22 protein-coding genes are annotated in these 20,051 nt (G+C 71.9%); 16 read left to right on the plus strand and 6 right to left on the minus strand.

Going from position 1 to position 20,051, the window contains the following annotated elements; all coding sequences use genetic code 11:
- Positions 1-123 precede the first annotated feature (123 nt).
- The 13 genes from CP976_RS35410 to CP976_RS35470 all read left to right on the plus strand — a co-directional run bounded on the left by CP976_RS35410 (position 124) and on the right by CP976_RS35470 (position 10,287).
- A complete protein-coding gene (locus CP976_RS35410; protein ID WP_483025175.1) occupies positions 124-2,175 on the plus strand; it encodes an NAD(P)/FAD-dependent oxidoreductase in 2,052 nt (683 codons plus the stop codon).
- On the plus strand, positions 2,172-4,019 hold the full coding sequence (locus tag CP976_RS35415; RefSeq protein WP_150483990.1) for a transketolase: 1,848 nt from the start codon (positions 2,172-2,174) through the stop codon (positions 4,017-4,019). The genes CP976_RS35410 and CP976_RS35415 overlap by 4 nt, the downstream gene beginning before the upstream one ends.
- Entirely contained in the window at positions 4,016-4,945 is a 930-nt protein-coding gene (ligD, locus tag CP976_RS35420) for a non-homologous end-joining DNA ligase (protein ID WP_150483991.1), read from the plus strand. Before CP976_RS35415 ends, ligD begins: the two co-directional genes overlap by 4 nt.
- Positions 4,946-5,037: 92 nt before the next feature.
- Positions 5,038-5,403: a gas vesicle protein GvpO gene (locus tag CP976_RS35425; RefSeq protein ID WP_150483992.1), complete on the plus strand. Its 366-nt coding sequence runs from the start codon at positions 5,038-5,040 to the stop codon at positions 5,401-5,403.
- A gap of 46 nt (positions 5,404-5,449) precedes the next feature.
- Positions 5,450-5,884 carry a gas vesicle structural protein GvpA gene (locus CP976_RS35430; protein WP_010038714.1) on the plus strand — a complete coding sequence of 145 codons (435 nt, stop codon included), beginning with the start codon at positions 5,450-5,452 and terminating at the stop codon, positions 5,882-5,884.
- A complete protein-coding gene (locus tag CP976_RS35435; protein ID WP_150483993.1) occupies positions 5,881-6,654 on the plus strand; it encodes a GvpL/GvpF family gas vesicle protein in 774 nt (257 codons plus the stop codon). The genes CP976_RS35430 and CP976_RS35435 overlap by 4 nt, the downstream gene beginning before the upstream one ends.
- A gap of 4 nt (positions 6,655-6,658) precedes the next feature.
- Positions 6,659-6,922, plus strand: coding sequence for a gas vesicle protein GvpG (locus CP976_RS35440; protein ID WP_150483994.1), 264 nt, complete (start codon positions 6,659-6,661; stop codon positions 6,920-6,922).
- Positions 6,919-7,536, plus strand: a complete 618-nt coding sequence (locus CP976_RS35445; protein WP_150483995.1) for a DNA primase — start codon at positions 6,919-6,921, stop codon at positions 7,534-7,536. The genes CP976_RS35440 and CP976_RS35445 overlap by 4 nt, the downstream gene beginning before the upstream one ends.
- Positions 7,536-8,678, plus strand: a complete 1,143-nt coding sequence (locus CP976_RS35450; RefSeq protein ID WP_150483996.1) for an SRPBCC family protein — start codon at positions 7,536-7,538, stop codon at positions 8,676-8,678. Before CP976_RS35445 ends, CP976_RS35450 begins: the two co-directional genes overlap by 1 nt.
- On the plus strand, positions 8,675-9,013 hold the full coding sequence (locus CP976_RS35455; protein ID WP_086560744.1) for a gas vesicle protein: 339 nt from the start codon (positions 8,675-8,677) through the stop codon (positions 9,011-9,013). Before CP976_RS35450 ends, CP976_RS35455 begins: the two co-directional genes overlap by 4 nt.
- Positions 9,010-9,765, plus strand: a complete 756-nt coding sequence (locus CP976_RS35460) for a GvpL/GvpF family gas vesicle protein (protein ID WP_150483997.1) — start codon at positions 9,010-9,012, stop codon at positions 9,763-9,765. Before CP976_RS35455 ends, CP976_RS35460 begins: the two co-directional genes overlap by 4 nt.
- Before the next feature lie 16 nt (positions 9,766-9,781).
- Entirely contained in the window at positions 9,782-9,970 is a 189-nt protein-coding gene (locus tag CP976_RS35465; protein ID WP_003994122.1) for a gas vesicle protein, read from the plus strand.
- A complete protein-coding gene (locus CP976_RS35470) occupies positions 9,967-10,287 on the plus strand; it encodes a gas vesicle protein K (protein WP_150483998.1) in 321 nt (106 codons plus the stop codon). Before CP976_RS35465 ends, CP976_RS35470 begins: the two co-directional genes overlap by 4 nt.
- A 1-nt stretch (position 10,288) precedes the next feature.
- Here CP976_RS35470 and CP976_RS35475 read toward each other — a convergent pair whose 3' ends face one another.
- The 3 genes from CP976_RS35475 to CP976_RS35485 all read right to left on the minus strand — a co-directional run bounded on the left by CP976_RS35475 (position 10,289) and on the right by CP976_RS35485 (position 12,808).
- Positions 10,289-10,459: a hypothetical protein gene (locus CP976_RS35475; protein ID WP_059420075.1), complete on the minus strand. Its 171-nt coding sequence runs from the start codon at positions 10,457-10,459 to the stop codon at positions 10,289-10,291.
- 42 nt (positions 10,460-10,501) lie between these two features.
- Positions 10,502-11,323 (minus strand): class I SAM-dependent methyltransferase, encoded by an 822-nt coding sequence (locus tag CP976_RS35480; protein WP_150483999.1) that lies wholly within the window; start codon positions 11,321-11,323, stop codon positions 10,502-10,504.
- Positions 11,324-11,422: 99 nt separating this feature from the next.
- Positions 11,423-12,808, minus strand: coding sequence for a bifunctional phosphatase PAP2/diacylglycerol kinase family protein (locus tag CP976_RS35485; RefSeq protein ID WP_150484000.1), 1,386 nt, complete (start codon positions 12,806-12,808; stop codon positions 11,423-11,425).
- 90 nt (positions 12,809-12,898) lie between these two features.
- On the opposite strand from CP976_RS35485, the gene CP976_RS35490 reads away from it, so the two are divergent.
- Together CP976_RS35490 and CP976_RS35495 are read left to right on the plus strand one after the other, a co-directional pair.
- Entirely contained in the window at positions 12,899-13,441 is a 543-nt protein-coding gene (locus CP976_RS35490; protein ID WP_150484001.1) for an MOSC domain-containing protein, read from the plus strand.
- Positions 13,442-13,525: 84 nt separating this feature from the next.
- Positions 13,526-15,145 carry an ABC-F family ATP-binding cassette domain-containing protein gene (locus CP976_RS35495; protein ID WP_150484002.1) on the plus strand — a complete coding sequence of 540 codons (1,620 nt, stop codon included), beginning with the start codon at positions 13,526-13,528 and terminating at the stop codon, positions 15,143-15,145.
- Between the two features lie 16 nt (positions 15,146-15,161).
- On the opposite strand, the gene CP976_RS35500 is transcribed toward CP976_RS35495, so the two are convergent.
- Positions 15,162-16,262 carry a baeRF2 domain-containing protein gene (locus tag CP976_RS35500; RefSeq protein ID WP_150484003.1) on the minus strand — a complete coding sequence of 367 codons (1,101 nt, stop codon included), beginning with the start codon at positions 16,260-16,262 and terminating at the stop codon, positions 15,162-15,164.
- A gap of 65 nt (positions 16,263-16,327) precedes the next feature.
- On the opposite strand from CP976_RS35500, the gene CP976_RS35505 reads away from it, so the two are divergent.
- The gene (locus CP976_RS35505; RefSeq protein WP_010038687.1) at positions 16,328-16,615 is read left to right on the plus strand and encodes a DUF6158 family protein; all 288 of its coding nucleotides are present in this window, start codon (positions 16,328-16,330) and stop codon (positions 16,613-16,615) included.
- 784 nt (positions 16,616-17,399) lie between these two features.
- On the opposite strand, the gene CP976_RS35510 is transcribed toward CP976_RS35505, so the two are convergent.
- Together CP976_RS35510 and CP976_RS35515 are read right to left on the minus strand one after the other, a co-directional pair.
- A complete protein-coding gene (locus CP976_RS35510) occupies positions 17,400-19,505 on the minus strand; it encodes a catalase (protein ID WP_150484004.1) in 2,106 nt (701 codons plus the stop codon).
- Complete coding sequence (locus CP976_RS35515) at positions 19,505-20,047, minus strand: type 1 glutamine amidotransferase domain-containing protein (protein ID WP_150484005.1); 543 nt, start codon at positions 20,045-20,047, stop codon at positions 19,505-19,507. Before CP976_RS35515 ends, CP976_RS35510 begins: the two co-directional genes overlap by 1 nt.
- Positions 20,048-20,051: the final 4 nt, after the last annotated feature.

Consider the following 20,051-nt stretch of genomic DNA (forward strand, 5'->3'; position numbering starts at 1 on the left):
CCGGCGGCGTTGGGCCGAGAGGGCCCCGGCGCACGTTTGGGTGCCCTGGCCAGGGGGACGCGGAAGGCTCCCGAGCTACGCGACAGCGCCGGAGGCGAGCCAACCGTGAGTCGACCCCGCATCGTGATCGTCGGTGCCGGCTTCGCCGGGTACCGCACGGCACGCACCCTGTCCCGGACGACCCGGGGCCGGGCGCACATCACCCTGCTGAACCCGACCGACTACTTCCTGTACCTGCCCCTGCTTCCCCAGGTCGCCGCCGGTGTCCTGGAGCCGCGCCGGGTCACGGTCTCCCTCTCGGACACGCTGCCGAATGTACGGCTGGTGCTGGGCGAGGCCGACCGGATCGACCTCGACGGACAGACCCTGCATTACACCGGCCCCGAGGGCGAGGGCGGCACACTCGCCTACGACCGGCTGGTGCTCGCCGCCGGCAGCGTCAACAAGCTGCTGCCGATCCCCGGCGTCGCCGAGTACGCGCACGGCTTCCGGGGGCTGCCGGAGGCGCTGTACCTGCGCGACCACGTGACCCGGCAGGTGGAGCTGGCAGCCGCCGCCGACGACCCCAAGAGCTGCGCCGCCCGGTGCACGTTCGTCGTGGTCGGCGCCGGCTACACCGGCACCGAGGTCGCCGCGCACGGGCAGATGTTCACCGACGCGCAGGTCCGCAAGCACCCGTTGCGGCAGGGCATGCGGCCGCGCTGGATGCTGCTGGACGTGGCGCCGCGGGTGCTGCCCGAGATGGACGAGAAGCTGTCCACCACCGCCGACCGGGTGCTGCGGCAGCGGGGCGTGGACGTGCGGATGGGCACCTCCGTGAAGGAGGCCACGCCCGACGGGGTCGTACTGACCGACGGCGAGTTCGTCGAGACCCGGACCCTGGTGTGGTGCGTGGGCGTACGGCCCGACCCGCTGGTCGAGTCCCTCGGGCTGCCGATGGAGAAGGGGCGGCTGCTCGTCGACCCGCACCTCCAGGTGCCGGGCCGGCCCGAGCTGTTCGCCTGCGGTGACGTGGCCGCCGTGCCGGATCTGGACAAGCCCGGGAGCTACACGCCGATGACCGCGCAGCACGCCTGGCGGCACGGCAAGGTCGCGGCGGAGAACGTCGCCGCCTCCCTCGGCCTCGGCGGCGCGCGCAAGCCCTACCGCCATCGCGACCTGGGCTTCGTCGTCGACCTGGGCGGTGCGAAGGCCGCCGCCAACCCGCTCGGCGTGCCCCTGTCCGGGGTGCCGGCGGGTGCGGTGACGCGGGGCTACCACCTCGCCGCGATGCCCGGCAACCGCGTCCGGGTCGCCGCCGACTGGCTGCTGGACGCGGTACTGCCGCGCCAGGCCGTGCAGTTGGGACTCGTCCGGTCCTGGTCCGTGCCGCTGGACACGTCCTCGCCGGAACTCGCCCGGGTGCCGGGCGGGCCGGAGCGGCGGCAGGAGGAGAGCGCCCGGTCGGGGCCCGGGGCGGCGATCGCGGCCGACACCCACGACGGGGGGACCGGCGCCGGATCCTCGCAGGGCCGGGCCGGAGAAGAACCCGCGAAGGGGCACCCCGGATCCAGGGCGACGCAGGACCGGCCCGGATCCGGGACCGCACAGCGCCGATCGGAAGAGGAGCTGGCCAAGGGCCGCCCCGGCGCCGAACCGGCCAGGAACTGGCCGACAGACGAGCCTGCCAAGGGACCGGTCGGGGGCGGGTCCGCGAAGGGGCAACCGGGTGGTGAGTCCGCGAAGGGGCGCTCCGGTGGGGAATCGGCCAGGAGCCAGGCCGGGGGTGAATCGGCGAAGGGGCAGCCCGGTGGCGAACCGGCAGCCAAGAACCGACCCGGCGGCGAGCCCGCCAAGAACCGACCCGGCGGCGAGTCCGCCAAGAACCAGCCCGGCGGTGAGCCCGCGAAGGGGCAGCCCGGCGGCGTACCCGCCAGGAACCAGCCCGGTGGAGAGCCGGCAGCCAAGAACCGACCCGGCGGCGAGTCCGCCAAGAACCAGCCCGGCGGTGAGCCCGCGAAGGGGCAGCCCGGCGGCGAACCGGCCAGGAACCAGCCCGGCGGCGAGCCCGCCAAGAACCAGCCCGGGTCCACCCCGCAGCCCCCGCCCGGCCAGCCGCCCCCGGGTCCCGACACCGCCCCCGGCCCCGTCAAGCGATCCGACGCCCCGGACGACTCCGCGAAAGGAGACTCATGAACACCGGTGAACTCACCGACCTCGGACAGCAGCTGCGCGTGGACAGTGTCCGCGCTGCCGCCGCCGCGGGCTCCGGGCACCCGACGTCCTCCATGTCCGCCGCGGACCTGATGGCCGTCTTCCTCGCGCGCCACTTCCGCTACGACTTCGACCGCCCCGCCCACCCCGGCAACGACCGCTTCGTCCTCTCCAAGGGACACGCCTCGCCGCTGCTGTACTCCGCGTACAAGGCGGCCGGCGCCATCGACGACGAGGAACTGCTCACCTTCCGCAAGCTGGGCAGCCGCCTCGAAGGGCACCCCACGCCCCAGCGTCTGCCCTGGGTCGAGACGGCCACCGGCTCGCTCGGGCAGGGCCTGCCGGTCGGTGTCGGCATCGCGCTGGCCGGCAAGCGGCTGGACCGCACCGGCTACCGCGTGTGGGTGCTGTGCGGCGACAGCGAACTGGCCGAGGGATCCGTGTGGGAGGCCGCCGAGCACGCCGGGTACGAGCACCTGGACAACCTGACCGTGATCGTCGACGTCAACCGGCTCGGCCAGCGCGGCCCGACCCGGCACGGCCACGACCTGGACGCCTACGCCCGCCGCTTCCAGGCCTTCGACTGGCACACCATCGAGGTCGACGGGCACGACGTGGACGCGATCGACCGCGCCTGCGGAGAGGCCGCGTCCACCAAGGGCCAGCCCACCGCGATCCTGGCCCGCACCCTCAAGGGCAAGGGCGTCGAAGGCGTCCAGGACCGCGAGGGCCTGCACGGCAAGCCGCTGCCCGAGGCCGACGAGGCGATCGCCGAACTCGGCGGGCCGCGTGACATCCGCGTCCGGGTGCAGGAGCCGCCCGCCGCCCGCATGCTGCACTCGGTCCACACCGGGAACTTCGACCTGCCGGCGTGGGACAAGGGCGAGGAGGTCGCCACCCGCAACGCCTTCGGGCAGGCGCTGGCCGCGCTCGGCACGGGCCGCGGCGACATCGTCGCCCTGGACGGCGAGGTCGGCGACTCCACCCGTGCCGAGTTCTTCGCCAAGGAGCACCCCGACCGCTACTTCGAGTGCTACATCGCCGAGCAGCAGCTCGTCGCCTCGGCGGTCGGGCTCGCGGCCCGCGGCTGGGTGCCGTACGCCGCCACCTTCGCCGCCTTCCTGACCCGGGCGTACGACTTCGTCCGGATGGCGTCCGTCAGCGGCTCCGGCATCAACCTCGTCGGCTCGCACGCGGGCGTCGCCATCGGTGAGGACGGGCCCAGCCAGATGGGCCTGGAGGATCTGGCGATGATGCGGGCGGTGCACGGCTCGACCGTGCTGTATCCCTGCGACGCCAACCAGACCGCGCGTCTCGTCGGCGCGATGGCCGGTCTGGAGGGCGTCCGCTACCTGCGCACCTCGCGCGGCGAGAGTCCGGTGATCTACGGCCCGGAGGAGGACTTCCCGGTCGGCGGGAGCAAGGTGCTGCGCTCCTCCGACGGCGACCGGCTGACCCTCGTCGCGGCGGGCGTCACGGTGCACGAGGCACTGGCCGCCGCCGACGCCCTGGAGCGGGAGGGCATCAGGGCCCGGGTGATCGACCTGTACTCGGTCAAGCCCGTCGACCGGGCCGCCCTGCGCAAGGCCGCCGAGGAGACCGGCTGCCTCGTGACTGTGGAGGACCACCACCCGGAGGGCGGCATCGGCGACGCGGTCCTGGAGGCCTTCGGCGACGGACGCCCCGTACCGCGCCTGGTACGGCTGGCCGTGCGGAGCATGCCGGGCTCGGCCTCCCCGGACGAGCAGCTGCACGCCGCGGGCATCGACGCCGAGTCGATCGCGGCGGCCGGGCGGCTGCTGGTGGAGGAGGCGGTCGTGCCGTGAGCGGCGGCGACGGCACGCGCAGGGTGCGGGCGGGCCGCCGCACCGTGGAGGTCCACCGGCCGGACAAGGTGCTCTTCCCCGGCGGTGGGGACGCCAAGGAGTACACCAAGGGCGATCTGGTGGACTACCACCGGGCCGTCGCGCCCTTCATGCTGCCGCACCTGCGCGGCCGTCCACTGATGCTGGAGCGGTACCCGGACGGGCTCGACGGCCCGCGGTTCATGCAGAAGAACACCCCGGACCACTACCCGGAGTGGATCACCCGCGTCGAGGTGGCCAAGGAGGGCGGCACCGTCCGCCACGTCGTCTGCGACGACACCGCCACCCTCCTCTATCTGGCCGACCAGGCCGGCATCACGCTGCACCGCTGGCTCTCCCGCGCCGACAGCGTCGACCACCCCGACCGGCTGGTCTTCGACCTGGATCCGGCGGAGGACGACTTCGACGCCGTGCGCGAGGCCGCCCGGCTGCTGGGGGAGCTGCTGGACGAGCTGGAGCTGCCCTCGGCGCTGATGACCACCGGATCACGCGGGCTGCACGTGATCGTGCCGTTGAACGGCCGGCACGACTTCGACGAGGTGCGCTCCTTCGCCCGGGACGTGGCCGACACCCTCGCCGACGCCCACCCCGACCGGCTGACCACCGCCGCCCGCAAGAAGGACCGCGGGGAGCGGCTCTACCTCGACGTGCAGCGCAACGCCTACGCGCAGACCGCCGTCGCGCCCTTCACGGTCCGGCCCCGGCCGGGTGCCCCCGTGGCGACCCCGATCACCTGGGACCGGCTGGACGACCCGGAGCTGCACGCCCGCCGCTGGACCATCGCCGACGCCGTGGAACAGGCCCGCACCAACCCCTGGTCGGGCCTGCTGAACCGCGGCCGGGCGCTGGGCCCGGCCCGGCGGCGGCTGAACGCCCTGCGCGGCTGAGCCACCCCCCGTGGCCGCCGGCGGGTGGCAGATGCATGCGCCCGTAGAGGTTTGGCGAACACTCTTGCGGCCACACGGAGGGGGAGGTGGCCATGTCGAACACAAGAAACACGCAAGAGTCACAGGATTCACAGAAGTCCCAAACCTCTGAGAATTCACGCAAACCCACTGACAATGCGGCCGACCGGCCGAGCCCCATGGAGGTGCTGCGCCAGGCGCGCGGCCAGCTCGCGGAGCTCACCGGCATGACCGCCGAGTCCGTGTCGTCCTTCGAGCAGACCGACCAGGGCTGGGCGCTGGAGGTCGAGGTCCTCGAACTCGAGCGCGTGCCCGACACGATGAGCCTGATGGCGAGCTATCAGGTGGAGCTCGACGCCCAGGGACAGCTCACGGGTTATCGCCGCGTCCGCCGCTACGAGCGGGGGCGGTCCGACCCGCGAAGGACCGGCGGTCACTAGACCGCCCGACCGGACCCGCACCCACAGACAAGGAGGGACATCCGGCATGACAGTCGTACCGGCACAGCAGACCGGCGGCGGAGGCGGCAGCAGCGGTCTCTACGACGTGCTTGAACTTGTTCTGGACAGGGGGCTCGTCATCGACGCATTCGTGCGAGTCTCCCTGGTCGGCATCGAGATCCTCAAGATCGACGTTCGCGTCGTCGTCGCCAGCGTCGACACCTATCTGCGCTTCGCCGAGGCGTGCAACCGGCTCGACCTGGAGGCCGGGCCGCGCAAGGACCCGGGCCTGCCCGACCTGGTCGGGGAGATGACCGAGTCCGGCGCGCGCGGCAAGTCCAAGGGGGCGCTGTCCGGCGCCGCCGAAACCATCTCCGACGCCTTCAAGCAGGCGCGTTCCGAAGGCTCCGAGCAGGAGACCGAGTCCCGTCCGCGAGCCCGTAAGAGCACGTCCGCCCGCCGGAAGGAGGAGCAGGAGTGAGCACCTACGTCTACGGCATCGCGGCGAGCTCGCACCCCGGGCTCCCCGAGGGTATGGGCGGTGTCGGCGATCCGCCACGCCCGGTGCGCATCCTGCGCGAGGGCGACCTGGCGGCCGTCGTCAGCGAGGCGCCCGAAGGGCTGCGGCCCAAGCGCAAGGACCTGCTCGCCCACCAGAACGTGCTCAGCGAGGCGGGCGCGGCCGGGTGTGTGCTGCCCATGCGGTTCGGCAGCGTCGCCCCGGACGACAACTCGATCACCGCGGTCCTCGCCGAGCGTGCCGAGCACTACAAGGAGCGCCTGCGGGCCCTGGACGGCCGGGTCGAGTACAACGTCAAGGCCAACCACGTCGAAGAGGCCGTACTGCACCAGGTGATGGCCGAGAACCCGGACATCCGCGGTCTCGCGGAGGCCAACCGGCAGGCCGGCGGCGGCAGTTACGACGACAAGATCCGGCTGGGCGAGATGGTCGCGGCCGCGGTCAAGGCCCGGGAGAGTGAGGACGCCCCCGCGCTCCAGCGCCTCCTGGAACCGTCCGCCGATGCCGTCAGCGTGGGCCCCGAGTCCACCGGCTGGCTGGCCAACGTGTCGTTCCTGGTGGACCGGGAGTCCGCCGAGAACTTCCTGGCGGCCGTGGAAGAGGCCCGCAAGGAACTGCCGCACCTGGAGGTGCGGATCAACGGGCCGCTGCCGCCGTACAGCTTCGTCGAACCCGGTCCGACCGAGCCGGCGGGCACCGTGGCGAGCGGCACGGACACCGGAGTGGGGTGACGACGTGGGCCTGATCTCAGAGGTGCTGCTGCTGCCGTTCGCACCGGTGCGCGGCAGCGCCTGGGCCATCAGACAGGTGCTCCAGGAGGCCGAGCGGATCTACTACGACCCCGCCACCATCCGGGCCGAACTGGCCCGGCTGGAGGAGCAGTTGGAGGCCGGTGAGATCACGGAGGAGGAGTTCGACAGCCTCGAGGACGAACTCCTCGACCGGTTGGAGATCGCTTCGCGCGGGAGCGCGGGAACGGGCAACGGGACAACACAATGAACCGAGTGGGACTGGGTCTCGCCGTGGGGGCCGGATACCTCCTGGGACGGACCAAGAAACTGAAGATGGCGGTGGCCGTCGGCGGCCTGGTGGCCGGGAAGAAGATGAACCTGAGCCCGCGCATGGTCGCGGACGTGGTTCAGCAGCAGCTGCGGAACAACCCGCAGTTCAAGGAGATCGGGGACCAGCTGCGGCAGGACCTGCGCGGTGTCGGCAAGGCCGCCTCCGGCGCCATGGTCGAGCGGCAGATCGACGCCATCGCCGACCGGCTGCACGGCCGTACGGCACAGGTGCGCGACCAGCTGTCGGGCGTGGTTCCCGGAGGGCCTGAGGGCGACGCCGAGGACGCCGAGGACGAGGAGCCCGAGGACACCGAGGACGAGGAGCCCGAGGGCTCCGGGCCGGAGAAGGACGAGGAACCGGAGCCGGCCCCGAAGGAGGCGGCGAAGAAGGCCCCGGCCAAGAAGGCGCCCGGGAAGACGGCGCGCAAGGCCCCGGCGAAGAAGGCCCCCGCCAAGAAGACCGCGGGCAAGAAGGCGGCGGCGAAGAAGACCACGGCCGGGAACAGAGGCGGCAGCGCCCGGGCCCGGCTGCCGAAGGGAGGCGGCGAGTGATGACCGACACCCTCGGATCAGCGACCTCCGCCGCGAACGGAGCGAAGAAGAACCCGCTCACCGACGTGGCCCACAGCGAGGCCGCCGACCGGCTGAAGGCCGAGCTGCAGGAGTACGTCGCCGCTCAGGCCACACGCATGCTGACCGGTGTGGGCCGCAAGCTCGGCGAGACCACCGGCAAGCTGAACGACATCGCCGAGGGCAACAGCCCCGGCTTCGCCAAGCTCGCCCTCGACGGCGGTCGCAAGCTCGCCGAGGGCAAGGGCCCGGTGCGCGCCGCACTGGAGACGGGCGGGTCACGCATCAAGGACAAGGTCACAGGAGCCGTCAAGAACCTCGGTGGCGGCAAGGGCAAGGGCAAGGGCCGTTCCGGCAACAAGCCGACCGTCATCATCGAGCACATCGACGTCGGCGTGCCGCTGCGTACGGCGTACGACCAGTGGACCCAGTACCAGGACTTCAGCACCTTCGCGAAAGGTGTCAAGGCCGCGAGCAAGGCCGACGACACCACCTCGGACTGGCAGTTGAAGGTCTTCTGGTCCAACCGGAGCTGGAAGGCGCAGACGACGGAGCAGGTGCCCGACGACCGCATCGCCTGGACGTCGGAAGGTGCCAAGGGCACGACGAAGGGCGTGGTCTCCTTCCATCGCCTCGCCGACAACCTCACCCGGGTCCTGCTCGTCATCGAGTACTACCCCACGGGCCTGTTCGAGAAGACCGGCAACATCTGGCGCGCCCAGGGCCGCCGCGCCCGGCTCGACCTGAAGAACTACGTCCGCTTCATCACGATCAAGGGCGAGGCGGAGGACGGCTGGCGCGGCGAGATCCGCGACGGCGAGGTCGTCCGCAGCCACGAGGACGCGCTCGCCGAGGAGGAGTCCGAGGAGGAGTCCGAGGAGGAGCGCCCCGAGGGCGAGGAACCCGAGGGCGAGGAACCCGAGGACGAGGAACCCGAGGGCGAGTACGCCGAGGACGAGGAAGAGGAAGACGAGGAGGAACCCGAGGGCGAGTACGAGGACGAAGCCGAGTCGGAGTACGACGAGGAAGAGCCCGAGGAAGAAGCCGAAGAAGAGCCTGAAGGCGAGTACGAGGAGGCGGAGGCCGACGAGGCCGAGTACGCCGAAGGCGGGAGCCGTCGATGACAACGCCCAGCAGGATGCCCGAACCCTACGGCCATGGAAGCGGCGCCAACCTCGCCGACATCCTGGAACGGGTGCTCGACAAGGGCATCGTCATCGCTGGCGATATCCGCATCAACCTGCTCGACATCGAACTCCTCACCATCAAGCTGCGTTTGATCGTCGCCTCGGTGGACAAGGCGAAGGAGATGGGCATCGACTGGTGGGAGACCGACCCGGCACTGAGCTCGCGGGCCCGCCGTGATGAACTGACCCGTGAGAACGCCGAGTTGCGCGAGAGGCTGGCCCGGCTGGAGGAACTGGAGCCCGGCCGTGCGCAGAAGAAGGAGGCACCGTGACCGGACTGCGGTACGTCTACGCCGTCTGCCGCCCCTTCGGCACGCCGCTCCAGTCCCAGCTGTCGGGGGTGGCGGGTGATCCGCCCAGAGCGCTGAACCACCACGGCCTCGTCGCCGTGGTCAGCCACGTGCCGGAGCGGGACTTCGCCGAGGAACCGCTCCGCGCCCATCTGGAGGACCTCGACTGGCTCACCGAGACCGCCCGCGCCCACCAGGGGGTCATCGACGCGCTCACCACCGTCACGACCCCGCTGCCGCTGCGGCTCGGCACCGTCTTCAGGGACGACAGCGGCGTACGGATGATGATCGAGGCCCGCGAGGAGGACTTCCGGCGCACCCTCGAACGGCTGGAGGGCCGGGTCGAGTGGGGCGTGAAGGTGTACGCCGAGTCCGAACCGCAGGAGAGCGCCCGGCCCGCGCAGAAAGCCGCGTCGGGCCGCGACTACCTGCGGCAGCGGCGTATGCAGACCAGGTCGCACGAGGAAATGTGGCAGAAGGCGGAAAGCTTCTCGAACCGGCTGCACGAGGAGCTTTCCGCCTTCGCGGAGGATTCCCGGCTGCATCCCCCGCAGAACCCGGCGCTTTCCAAAGCGACCGGGCGGAACGTGCTGAACGCCGCGTATCTCGTACCGCGCGCGCATTCCGAGGAATTCGTGGAATTGGTGGACCGTACGAAGGGCGAGGTGCCCGGAATGCGTGTCGAACTCACCGGCCCCTGGGCGGCCTATTCATTCGCCGGGGAGGCCACATGACCGACGGGAAGAAGCCGTGACCGTAGTGGAACGCCGTGAGGTCGCCCTCGTGGACCTGCTCGACCGGCTGCTCGCCGGCGGCGTCGTGATCACGGGGGACATCACCCTGCGCATCGCCGACGTCGACCTCGTCCGTATCGACCTCAACGCGCTCATCAGCTCGGTGAACGCCCAGGTGCCCTCCCCGTTCGAGGAGTTGCTGTGACGTCGTCCGACCAGCCCGAGCAGGATCCGCGGCCGCGCCGCAACCGGCTGGATCTGGAACCCGACACCGTCGAGCGTGACCTGGTCAAACTCGTGCTCACGGTGGTGGAACTGCTGCGCCAGCTCATGGAGCGCCAGGCGCTGCGCCGGTTCGACGTGGGGGACCTCAGCGAGGACCAGGAGGAGCGGATCGGGCTCACCCTCATGCTGCTGGAGGAGCGGATGGCGGAACTGCGCGACCGCTACGGACTGCGGCCCGAGGACCTCAATCTGGACCTCGGGCCGCTCGGACCGCTGCTTCCCCGGGACGGGGGCTAATTCACCACCTGTACCACCGGCCCCTGCCTCCGGTCGCCGACGTACCACGGACGAAGAATCCCAGCAGCCACAGAACGAGAACCGCCAACGCGATCCACCAGAGTACCTTTACTGCGAATCCGGCACCGAAAAGGATCAAAGCCAGAAGCAGTACCAGCAGGATGGGAACCATAATTCGAACCTCCTGCTTTCAGGGTGTCCCCGAATCCGTATTTCAGGCGTCCTTTCGGCAGAGAATTTCTCCGTGCAGCACGCTGAACCAGCCGTCCTCACGCTCCCCCCACTGCCGCCAGGCGTCGGCCACGGCCCGCAGCTGCGCCTCGCTCGCGTGCCCGCCCAGCCGGGCCCGGTCCGCGTACGCCGACGCCAGTGTCCGGTCGGCCCACAGCCCGCTCCACCAGGCCCGCTCCTCCCGTGTGGCGAAGGTCCAGGTGCCTGAGGTCGCCGTGACGTCGGTGAACCCGGCTCGCAGCGCCCACGCCTTCAGCCGGCGCCCGGCGTCCGGCTCACCGCCGTTGGCCCGGGCGACCCGGCGATAGAGGTCCAGCCAGTCGTCGAGCCCCTCGGATGCCGGGAACCAGGTCATGGCCTCGTAGTCGGCGTCCCGCACGGCGACGAGGCCCCCGGGCTTCACGACCCGCCTCATCTCGCTCAGCGCCCGCACCGGGTCGCCCACGTGCTGAAGCACCTGGTGGGCGTGCACGACGCAGAACGTGTCGTCCGGGTAGTCCAGGGCGTGCACGTCGGCGACCGCGAAGCCGACGTTGGCAAGTTCCCGTTCGGCAGCCGTGTCACGCGCCCGCTCCAGGATCTCCGGCTCACGGTCGACGCCGGTGACATGTCCGTCGGGCACGAGCGCGGCCAGGTCGGCGGTGATGGTGCCCGGTCCGCACCCGACGTCCAGGATCTTCATGTGGGGGCGGAGCGACGGCACCAGATACGCGGCCGAGTTGGCGGCGGTGCGCCAGGTGTGCGAACGCAGCACCGATTCGTGGTGCCCGTGCGTGTAGACAGCGGTCTCCCGTGGTTCCGGCATGGCGGATTCCCCCTCTTCCGTTCGGGTCGGCAGGGGATCACCGTACGCAGTCCGGCCGAATGGTGAGATCCTATTCCCGCTATATGGACTGACGGTTCGTCAGTCGGAACGGATCGTCCGGTAGACGGTCAGCGCCTCGGGCAGCTTCTCCAGGGTCACGAGGCCCTCCACCTCGATGACTTCACCGTCGTAGGCGAGGAGCGTGCCGGGCGCCACGTGGTCCAGCCGCAGCCGCCCCACCTGGACGGCGGCGTGGGCGGGGGAGCGGGTCAGCGGCCCCGCGAGGGCGGCGGCGAGCAGCCGGACCGCCGGCCGGCGTCCACCGTGCACGACCCGCACGTCGAGTTGCCCGTCCGCGAGGTCCTTCCGGCGTCCGGACGCCAGCCCCATGCGGTGGTAGGTGCCGTTCCCGGCGAACAGCAGCCAGAGGGGCCGAGTACGGCCCTGGAACTCGGCCTCCAGCGGGTGCCGGTCGGCCCGCAGTACGCGCAGGGCCGCGAGCACGCCGGCGGGCCAGCCGCCGATCCGGTGCGACCAGCGCTCCCGCTCGCGCACGAGCTCCGGGTAGACGCCGACACTGCACGTGTTGAGGAAGACGCCGTGCTTCCCGCCGCAGGAGTACCGGCCCACGTCCACCCGCACGGCGTCGCCCTCACGCAATGCGCGGGCGAGATCGCGTACGTCCTCGATGCCCAGGTCGTAGGCGAAGTGGTTCAGCGTCCCGCCCGGCAGCACCGCCAGGGGCAGGCGGAAGCGGAGCGCTACGCGGGCGGCGGCGTTCACCGTGCCGTCGCCGCCGCACACGCCGAGGACCCGGGCGCGGGCGGCCGCCTTCTCCAACTCGGCGGGCACGTCCCCCGGCTCACACTCGACGACCTCGGCCCCGGGGAGGGCGTCCCGCAGGGCGCGGGCACGCTCCGCGCTCCCCGCGGCGGTGTTCGCGACCAGCACGAGTCCCTCGCCGTCCGGCAGCGCCGGGACCTCGGCGCGGGGGCGGGCCGGCGGGGCGACCTGGCCGCGCGTCGGCACCATGCCCCGCACGGCGAACGCGGCACCCACGCCCAGGGCGGCGCCCGTCAGGACGTCGCTCGGGAGGCGCGCGCCGCTGTGGCCGCGGGAGAGGGCGACGGAGGCGGCCGCCGGGGCGACGACCGTGCCCCAGGTGGGGGACTCCAGGGCGACACCGGTCACGAAGGCGGCGGCGGCCGCGGCCTGCCCGGAGGGGAACGAGGTGGTGGTCGGCCGCCGCTTCAGCCGCCCGATCAGCGGGACCGGGGCCGGGCGGGCGTGGCGGAGCGTGCGCTTGCCGAGGGCGTTGACGGTGAGTGAGGCGACGCCGAGTGAGGCCAGCCCTCGGGTCGCCGCGCGGCGGGCACGGGGAGTGCGGGTCGAGGCGAGGGCGGCGGCGGCCGCGAACCACAGGACGCCGTGGTTCGCGCTTCGGCTCAGTCGGGGCAGGACGGGGTACGGGACGGCGGGCGTCATGGGATGCGGGTACCCCAAGGGGGTGGACACACCGGCCGTCCACGGGCAGGCTCGGGTTGATCATCGTGACCGAAGAGGGGGATCCGAGGTATGAGCGGGGTAGTGACGGCGGTCAGCAGCAACGGGGAGTACTCGTTCACCAAGCCGAACCGGGACAGCATCACGCTGCTCGCAGGTCTCGGGGTGGAGGGCGACGTGCATGCCGGTGTGACGGTCAAACACCGTTCGCGCGTCGCACAGGATCCCACCCAGCCGAACCTGCGTCAGGTGCACCTCATGCACGAGGAACTCTTCGCCGAGGTCGGTGAAGAGGGGTTCGAGGTGGCGCCCGGCGAACTCGGCGAGAACATCACCACGCGGGGCATCGACCTGCTCGGTCTGCCGACCGGCACGTTGCTGCGCATCGGCGGCACGGCGGTCCTGGAGGTGACCGGTCTGCGCAATCCCTGCATCCAGATCGACAACTTCCAGGACGGGCTGCTGAAGCGGGTCGTCGGCCGCGACGAGGCGGGGAACGTCGTCCGCAGGGCCGGGATCATGAGCGTGGTGCGGGAAGGGGGCGTGGTGCGCCCCGGGGACACGATCGAGGCGGAACTCCCCACCGGTCCGCATCGGCCCCTGGACCGGGTCTGAGACGCTGCCCGGTGCTTCCCGTCTGCGGCGTCGTCTCAGAAATGCGTTTGCCCAGCGCGCCTTCGCGGCCACAGAATCGCGCCCATGGGTCACCTCGAAGCCGCGCACCTTGAGTACTACCTGCCCGACGGAAGGACGCTGCTGGGTGATGTCTCGTTCCGGGTGGGGGAGGGGGCCGTCGTCGCCCTCGTGGGACCCAACGGGGCCGGGAAGACGACCCTGCTCCGGATGCTCGCCGGTGAGATCAAGCCGCACGGCGGAACCGTCACCGTCGGCGGTGGACTCGGCGTGATGCGGCAGTTCGTCGGATCCGTACGGGACGAGACGACCGTACGGGACCTGCTCGTCTCCGTCGCCACCCCCCGCATCCGCGAGGCGGCCCACGCCGTGGACACCGCCGAGCACGCCATCATGACCGTCGACGACGAGGCCGCCCAGCTGAAATACGCCCAGGCCCTCGCCGACTGGGCGGAGGCCCGCGGGTACGAGGCCGAGACGCTGTGGGACATGTGCACCACGGCCGCCCTGGGCATCCCGTATGACAAGGCGCAGTGGCGACTCGTGCGCACTCTCTCCGGCGGTGAGCAGAAGCGGCTCGTCCTGGAGGCGCTGCTGCGCGGTACCGACGAGGTGCTGCTGCTCGACGAGCCGGACAACTACCTCGACGTCCCCGGCAAGCGCTGGCTGGAGGAGCGGCTCAAGGAGACGCGCAAGACCGTGCTGTTCGTGTCGCACGACCGGGAGCTGCTGGCCCGCGCCGCCGAGAGGATCGTGAGCGTGGAGCCGGGGCCGGCAGGCGCCGAGGCCTGGGTGCACGGCGGCGGTTTCGACACGTACCACGAGGCCCGCCGGCAGCGGTTCGAGCGCTTCGAGGAACTGCGCAGGCGCTGGGACGAGAAACACGCCCAGTTGAAGAAGCTGGTGCTGACGCTCCGTCAGGCCGCTGCCGTCAGTGATGACATGTCCTCGCGATACGCCGCCGCACAGACCCGTCTGCGCAAGTTCGAGGAGGCCGGCCCGCCGCCGGAGCCGCCGCGCGAGCAGGACATCAGGATGCGGATCAAGGGCGGCCGCACCGGCGTCCGGGCCGTCACCTGCGAGCGCCTGGAGCTGACGGGCCTGATGAAGCCCTTCGACCTGGAGGTCTTCTACGGCGAACGCGTCGCCGTCCTCGGCTCCAACGGCTCCGGCAAGTCGCACTTCCTGCGCCTGCTCGCCGGCGACGACGTGGCGCACACGGGGAACTGGAAGCTGGGGGCCCGGGTCGTACCCGGCCACTTCGCGCAGACGCACGCGCACCCGGAGCTGGAGGACCGCACGCTGCTCGACATCCTGTGGAAGGAGTACGCACAGGACCGCGGCGCGGCGATGTCGAGGCTGCGCCGCTACGAGCTGACGAACCAGGCCGAGCAGACGTTCCAGCGCCTGTCCGGCGGCCAGCAGGCCCGCTTCCAGATCCTCCTGCTGGAGCTCCAGGGCGTGACGGCGCTGCTGCTCGACGAGCCGACCGACAACCTGGACCTGGACTCCGCGGAGGCGCTCCAGGAGGGCCTGGAGTCCTTCGACGGCACGGTCCTCGCGGTCACGCACGACCGCTGGTTCGCCCGCTCCTTCGACCGCTACCTCGTCTTCGGCAGCGACGGCCGGGTCCGGGAGACCCCGGACCCGGTCTGGGACGAACGCCGGGTGGAACGGGCCCGTTAGGGGCCCGGCTCCCGGCTCACTTCCAGCGGAGCAGCGCCCCGAGACCGCCGACCGGAACCTCGCGCTCCGCAACGGCCAGTGCCGCCGCGTCCGTAGCCACGGCCGACCGGATCAGCGCGTCGTCCGCCCGGGCCGGCCAGGAGTGCTGCTCGCCGAGGATCTTCAGGTCCGTACGCCGCACCGCCAGCTGGTCCGGGTCCTCGCCGATCCACACCTCGCGGTGCGCGTCCGGCCCGTCCAGCCTGATCAGCAGCTCGTCGATACGGCGCTCACGTGCCGCCTCGACCAGCGCGGGCACGCCCTCCACGGCGCCTGCCCGGCCCTCGTCGTCCGGGTTCCGGGCAGCCCGGAACCGCTCCAGCTCCGCCTCGGCCTGCCGCGCCACATGCTCGGCGCGGGCCCGCTCCACGTCCGCGTCGAGGAGCCGGCTGCCGCTGCCGTGCGGCGCCTCGACGACGAGGTCGTGCAGCCGCTTGGGCAGCCGCTCGTGCACGGACCGCCGCTCACGGTCGTCACCGACGAGAATCAGCAGGTCGGCGCGGGTCTCCTCCTGGCACACGGCGAGCGCGTCGGCGATCTCCGCGGCGTTGTGCTCCCAGGTGTTCTCCACCCGGAGCTGGAAATGCCGCTCGGACCAGTCCACGGAGCTCGTCCGGTGCACCGGCCACTGCCGCCCGGTGACGCTGCCGGCGCCCTCGCGGCCCAGTCCGCTGCGCAGCTCGAAGTCCGCGCCCTTGCGGTCCACGTACGCCACCACGCACACCGGGTCCTCGCCGACCAGCTCCAGCAGCGGCGTGACACGCGGCAGCGGGGCCCATTCGGCCCAGTCGCCCCCCTGCGGGGGACGGGCCAGCGGCGGGTCGAGGATCACCTCGCCGGCGTGGGCGAACAGCGCCCGGCCGTGCAGGTCGGAGGAGTGCTTCAGGTCCTCGATGGCGCTCTGTACGGCCCGGCAGGTCGCCTCGTCCGCGCCCTGCTCGGAGAGCTGCCTGGCCATCGCCTGGGCCGTGAGCTGACGCTCGTGGGGGGTGTCCTCCGTATGCCGGGAGGTGTCGACGTACACCGAGGCCCAAGGCCCGGGGTGTTCGTAGAGTGGGTGCAGAAAGGCGAGATCCATGGCTCCCTCCCGGATGCCGCTCGGGGGTAGTGCTCAGTTGCTCCCGGGGCGGGTACCCGGACCGCATGAACGAACACGACGAGCGGGGCAACACCATGACCGGAGTGGACCCTGACCGGCTGGACGACCAGCAGCTCATGAAAGAGCTGGAGACCATCCACCGCACACGCCACGACACGCTGCTGTACGGCTCGAACGACGCGCTGCGGGCCCACAACGAACGCATGGCGCAGCTCGAGGGCGAGTTCCTGCGCCGCAACCCGCGCCGCCCGGTGGCCGCGGGCCGCACACGCGAAGGGGCCCGGGAGCGGGGGAGCGGGGAGTCGACGACTCCCACGACCCCCGGCACCTGAGCCCTGCCGGACCAGCTCGGAAGCGACGCGCCCCGGCCGGCAGCGGCATGACGCGCCCCGGGCCGGCACCGGCACACCGGATCCCGGCCCACGCCGCCACAGCCCGACCTGGCCCGCAGCGCACGAGCGGACCCCGGCCGGCCCCCCAGTCGCTTCCCGCGCGGGCCGGCATCGCCCGTCACGACCGGGTTCGCGTCGGCATGAGGCGAGCTGCTCCGCACTGCCGCCACCCGGCCTGATCCGCAGCGCACAAGCGGCCTCGGCCCCGCAGGTGCTTCGCGCGCGGACCGTCACCGCCCGTCACGACCGGGTTCGCGTCGGCATGAGGCGAGCTGCTCCGCACTGCCGCCACCCGGCCTGATCCGCACCACTCAGACGTGGCCCGGCCCCGGCGACGCCTCGCGTACGGGTCCCACCGGCCGTCACGACCGGGTCCGCCCCGGCACAACGCGAGCCCTCCGGCACCGGCGCAACCCGGCCTGGTCCGCACTGCACAGGCGCGCCCCGCCCCGTACCGGCGCATCGCGCGTGGGGGTCCGCACCGGCACAGCGAGACCCGGCCCGCACCGCACAAGCGCAAGACGCCGGGCCTGCACCGCACCAGCCGTGATCCGGCCCGCACCGGCGGTTCGCGAGCGGGTCGGCACCGGCACAACCCGAGCCGCCCCCGACCGGCACACCACGACACGCCCGGCACACCACGACACGCCCCCGCGCGGCACGAAGCAGGCCGGGCCGCGCCCCCACAAGCGCGGCCCGGCCCAGTCCCCGGCCCCGGCCCCGGTCAGTGCCGCACCGGCCCCCGCCCCCAATGCCGGTGCGCCGCGATCGTGTCCACGAACGCGGTCAGGAACTCCTCGCTCGCCGGACCCGGCGAGGTGTCCGTCACCACGCCCTGGTCGGCGACCACGCGCTGGAACTCCGTCGACAGCGTCAGCCCCTCGGGCTCCAGCGCCGACAGGACGCCCACGCCCGAGCCGAGCGCGCCCACCGGCTTGCCGTGCCGGAAGGCGTCCCGCACGAACCGCACCGCGTCCGGGTCGGCCGCCGTCGGCGGGGTGCCGACGGGCCCGCCGGGCAGCAGCGCGGCGTCGTACAGCACGGACGCCACGGTCGGCAGCGCACGGTCGACGGCGTAGGTCTCGCCGTCGGACCCGGTGATCGTCCCGTCCGTCGCGGCCAGCGCCTCGACGATCGCCCCCTCGGCGGCCAGCCGCTCCCGCACGGAGGTGATCTGCTCGGCGTCCACCCCGTCCGTGACCAGCACCGCGATCTGCCGGGTCCGGATCGAACCGTCCCCGCGCAGCGACTCCAGGCTGAGCGCGGGGGAGGCAGCCGACTTGGACGCCGCCTCCGCAGCGGACGGCACCGGCACCCCGACACCCCGTGCCACCTGCGTCGCCAGCTCCCCGTCGACCTTGGCCAGGTGCTCGACCGTACGTGCCCGCACGGTCCTCGCGCCCACCTTGCCGAGCTCGAACCGGAACGCCTCGACGATGTGCTGCTTCTCCCAGTCGGCCATGCTGTTCCAGAACATCGCCGGCTGGCTGTAGTGGTCCTGGAAACTGGGACTGCGGCGCCGGATCTTGTGGCCGTCCACCCGTTCGGCGTAATGCGTGTAGGCGCCTGTGCCGGCGCCCGCGTGGGCCGGGCAGCCCCCGCCGAGCGAGTTCGGGAAGTAGTTCGTGCCGGAGTGGATCGCGCTCTGGTGATAGCCGTCGCGCTGGTTGTTGCGCACCGGCGCGACCGGCCGGTTCACCGGCAGCTGCGAGAAGTTGGGCCCGCCGAGCCGGATCAGCTGGGTGTCCAGGTAGGAGAAGTTCCGCGCCTGGAGCAGCGGGTCGTTGGTGAAGTCGATGCCGGGGACGACGTTCGCCGTGTGGAAGGCGACCTGCTCGGTCTCCGCGAAGAAGTTCTCCGGGTTGCGGTCCAGCACCATCCGGCCGATCGGCCGCACCGGCACCTGCTCCTCCGGGATGATCTTCGTCGGGTCGAGCAGATCGAAGTCGAACGCGAACTCGTCCTCCTCCGGCACGAGTTGCACGCCCAGCTCCCACTCGGGGTACTCGCCCGCCTCGATCGCGTCCCACAGGTCACGCCGGTTGAAGTCCGGGTCGCGGCCCTGGCACTCCTGCGCCTCGTCCCACACCAGCGAGTGCACGCCGAGCCGCGGCTTCCAGTGGAACTTCACGAACGTGCCCTTGCCGTCCGCGTTGACGAACCGGAAGGTGTGCACGCCGAAGCCCTGCATCATGCGGTAGCTGCGCGGGATCGCCCGGTCCGACATCAGCCACATGATCGCGTGCAGCGTCTCGGGCTGGAGCGACACGAAGTCCCACAGGGTGTCGTGCGCGGACGCGCCCGTCGGGATGTCGTTGTGCGGCTCCGGCTTCACCGCGTGCACGAAGTCGGGGAACTTGACGCCGTCCTGGATGAAGAAGACCGGGAAGTTGTTCCCGACGAGGTCGTAGTTCCCCTCCGACGTGTAGAACTTGGTCGCGAAGCCGCGCACGTCCCGCACGGTGTCCGCCGAGCCCTTCGGGCCCTGCACGGTCGAGAACCGTACGAACACGGGCGTGCGCACGGCCGGGTCCTGGAGGAACGCCGCACGGGTGAACTCCGCGCAGGACTCGTACGGTTCGAAATAGCCGTACGCGCCCGCGCCCCGCGCGTGCACCACCCGCTCCGGGATCCGCTCGTGGTCGAAGCGGGTGAGCTTCTCCCGGAAGTGGAAGTCCTCCATCAGCGTCGGACCGCGCTCGCCCGCGGCCAGGGAGTCGTCGGTGTGGTCGACCTCGACTCCCTGGTCGGTGGTGAGCGGCCCGCCGGCCGGATCGTCCGCCTTGAAGGCTTCGCGCTGTTCCTGTTTCCGGTCGGCGGGAGAGGCCATCAGGCGGCCTCCTCGGCGAAGACGTCGAGGAAGGTCTCGCAGAACGCCTTCAGGTCGTCCGGCTTACGGCTGGTCACCAGCTTGTTGGCGCCGTGGTCACAGACCTGCACCTGCTCGTCGACCCAGGTGCCGCCCGCGTTGCGGATGTCGGTCTGAAGGCTCGGCCACGAGGTCAGCGTCCGGCCGCGTACGACGTCGGCCTCGACCAGCGTCCACGGCGCGTGGCAGATCGCGGCGACAGGGCGGCCCTGCTCGAAGAAGTCCCGGACGAACGCGACGGCCTTGTCGTCCATCCGCAGGAAGTCCGGGTTGGCCACGCCGCCCGGCAGCACCAGAGCGCCGAACGAGCCCGGCGCGCTCTCGCCCACGACCTCGTCCACGGGGAAGGTGTCCGCCTTGTCGAGGTGGTTGAAGGCCTGGATCTCCCCCTCCTTCGTCGACACCAGCACGGGCTCGTGACCGGCGTCCTTCGCGGCCTGCCACGGATCGGTCAGCTCGACCTGCTCGACGCCCTCGGGTGCCACCAGAAATGCGATACGCATGATG

The sequence above is a fragment of the Streptomyces coeruleorubidus genome (genome assembly GCF_008705135.1).
Lineage (GTDB): Bacteria > Actinomycetota > Actinomycetes > Streptomycetales > Streptomycetaceae > Streptomyces > Streptomyces coeruleofuscus.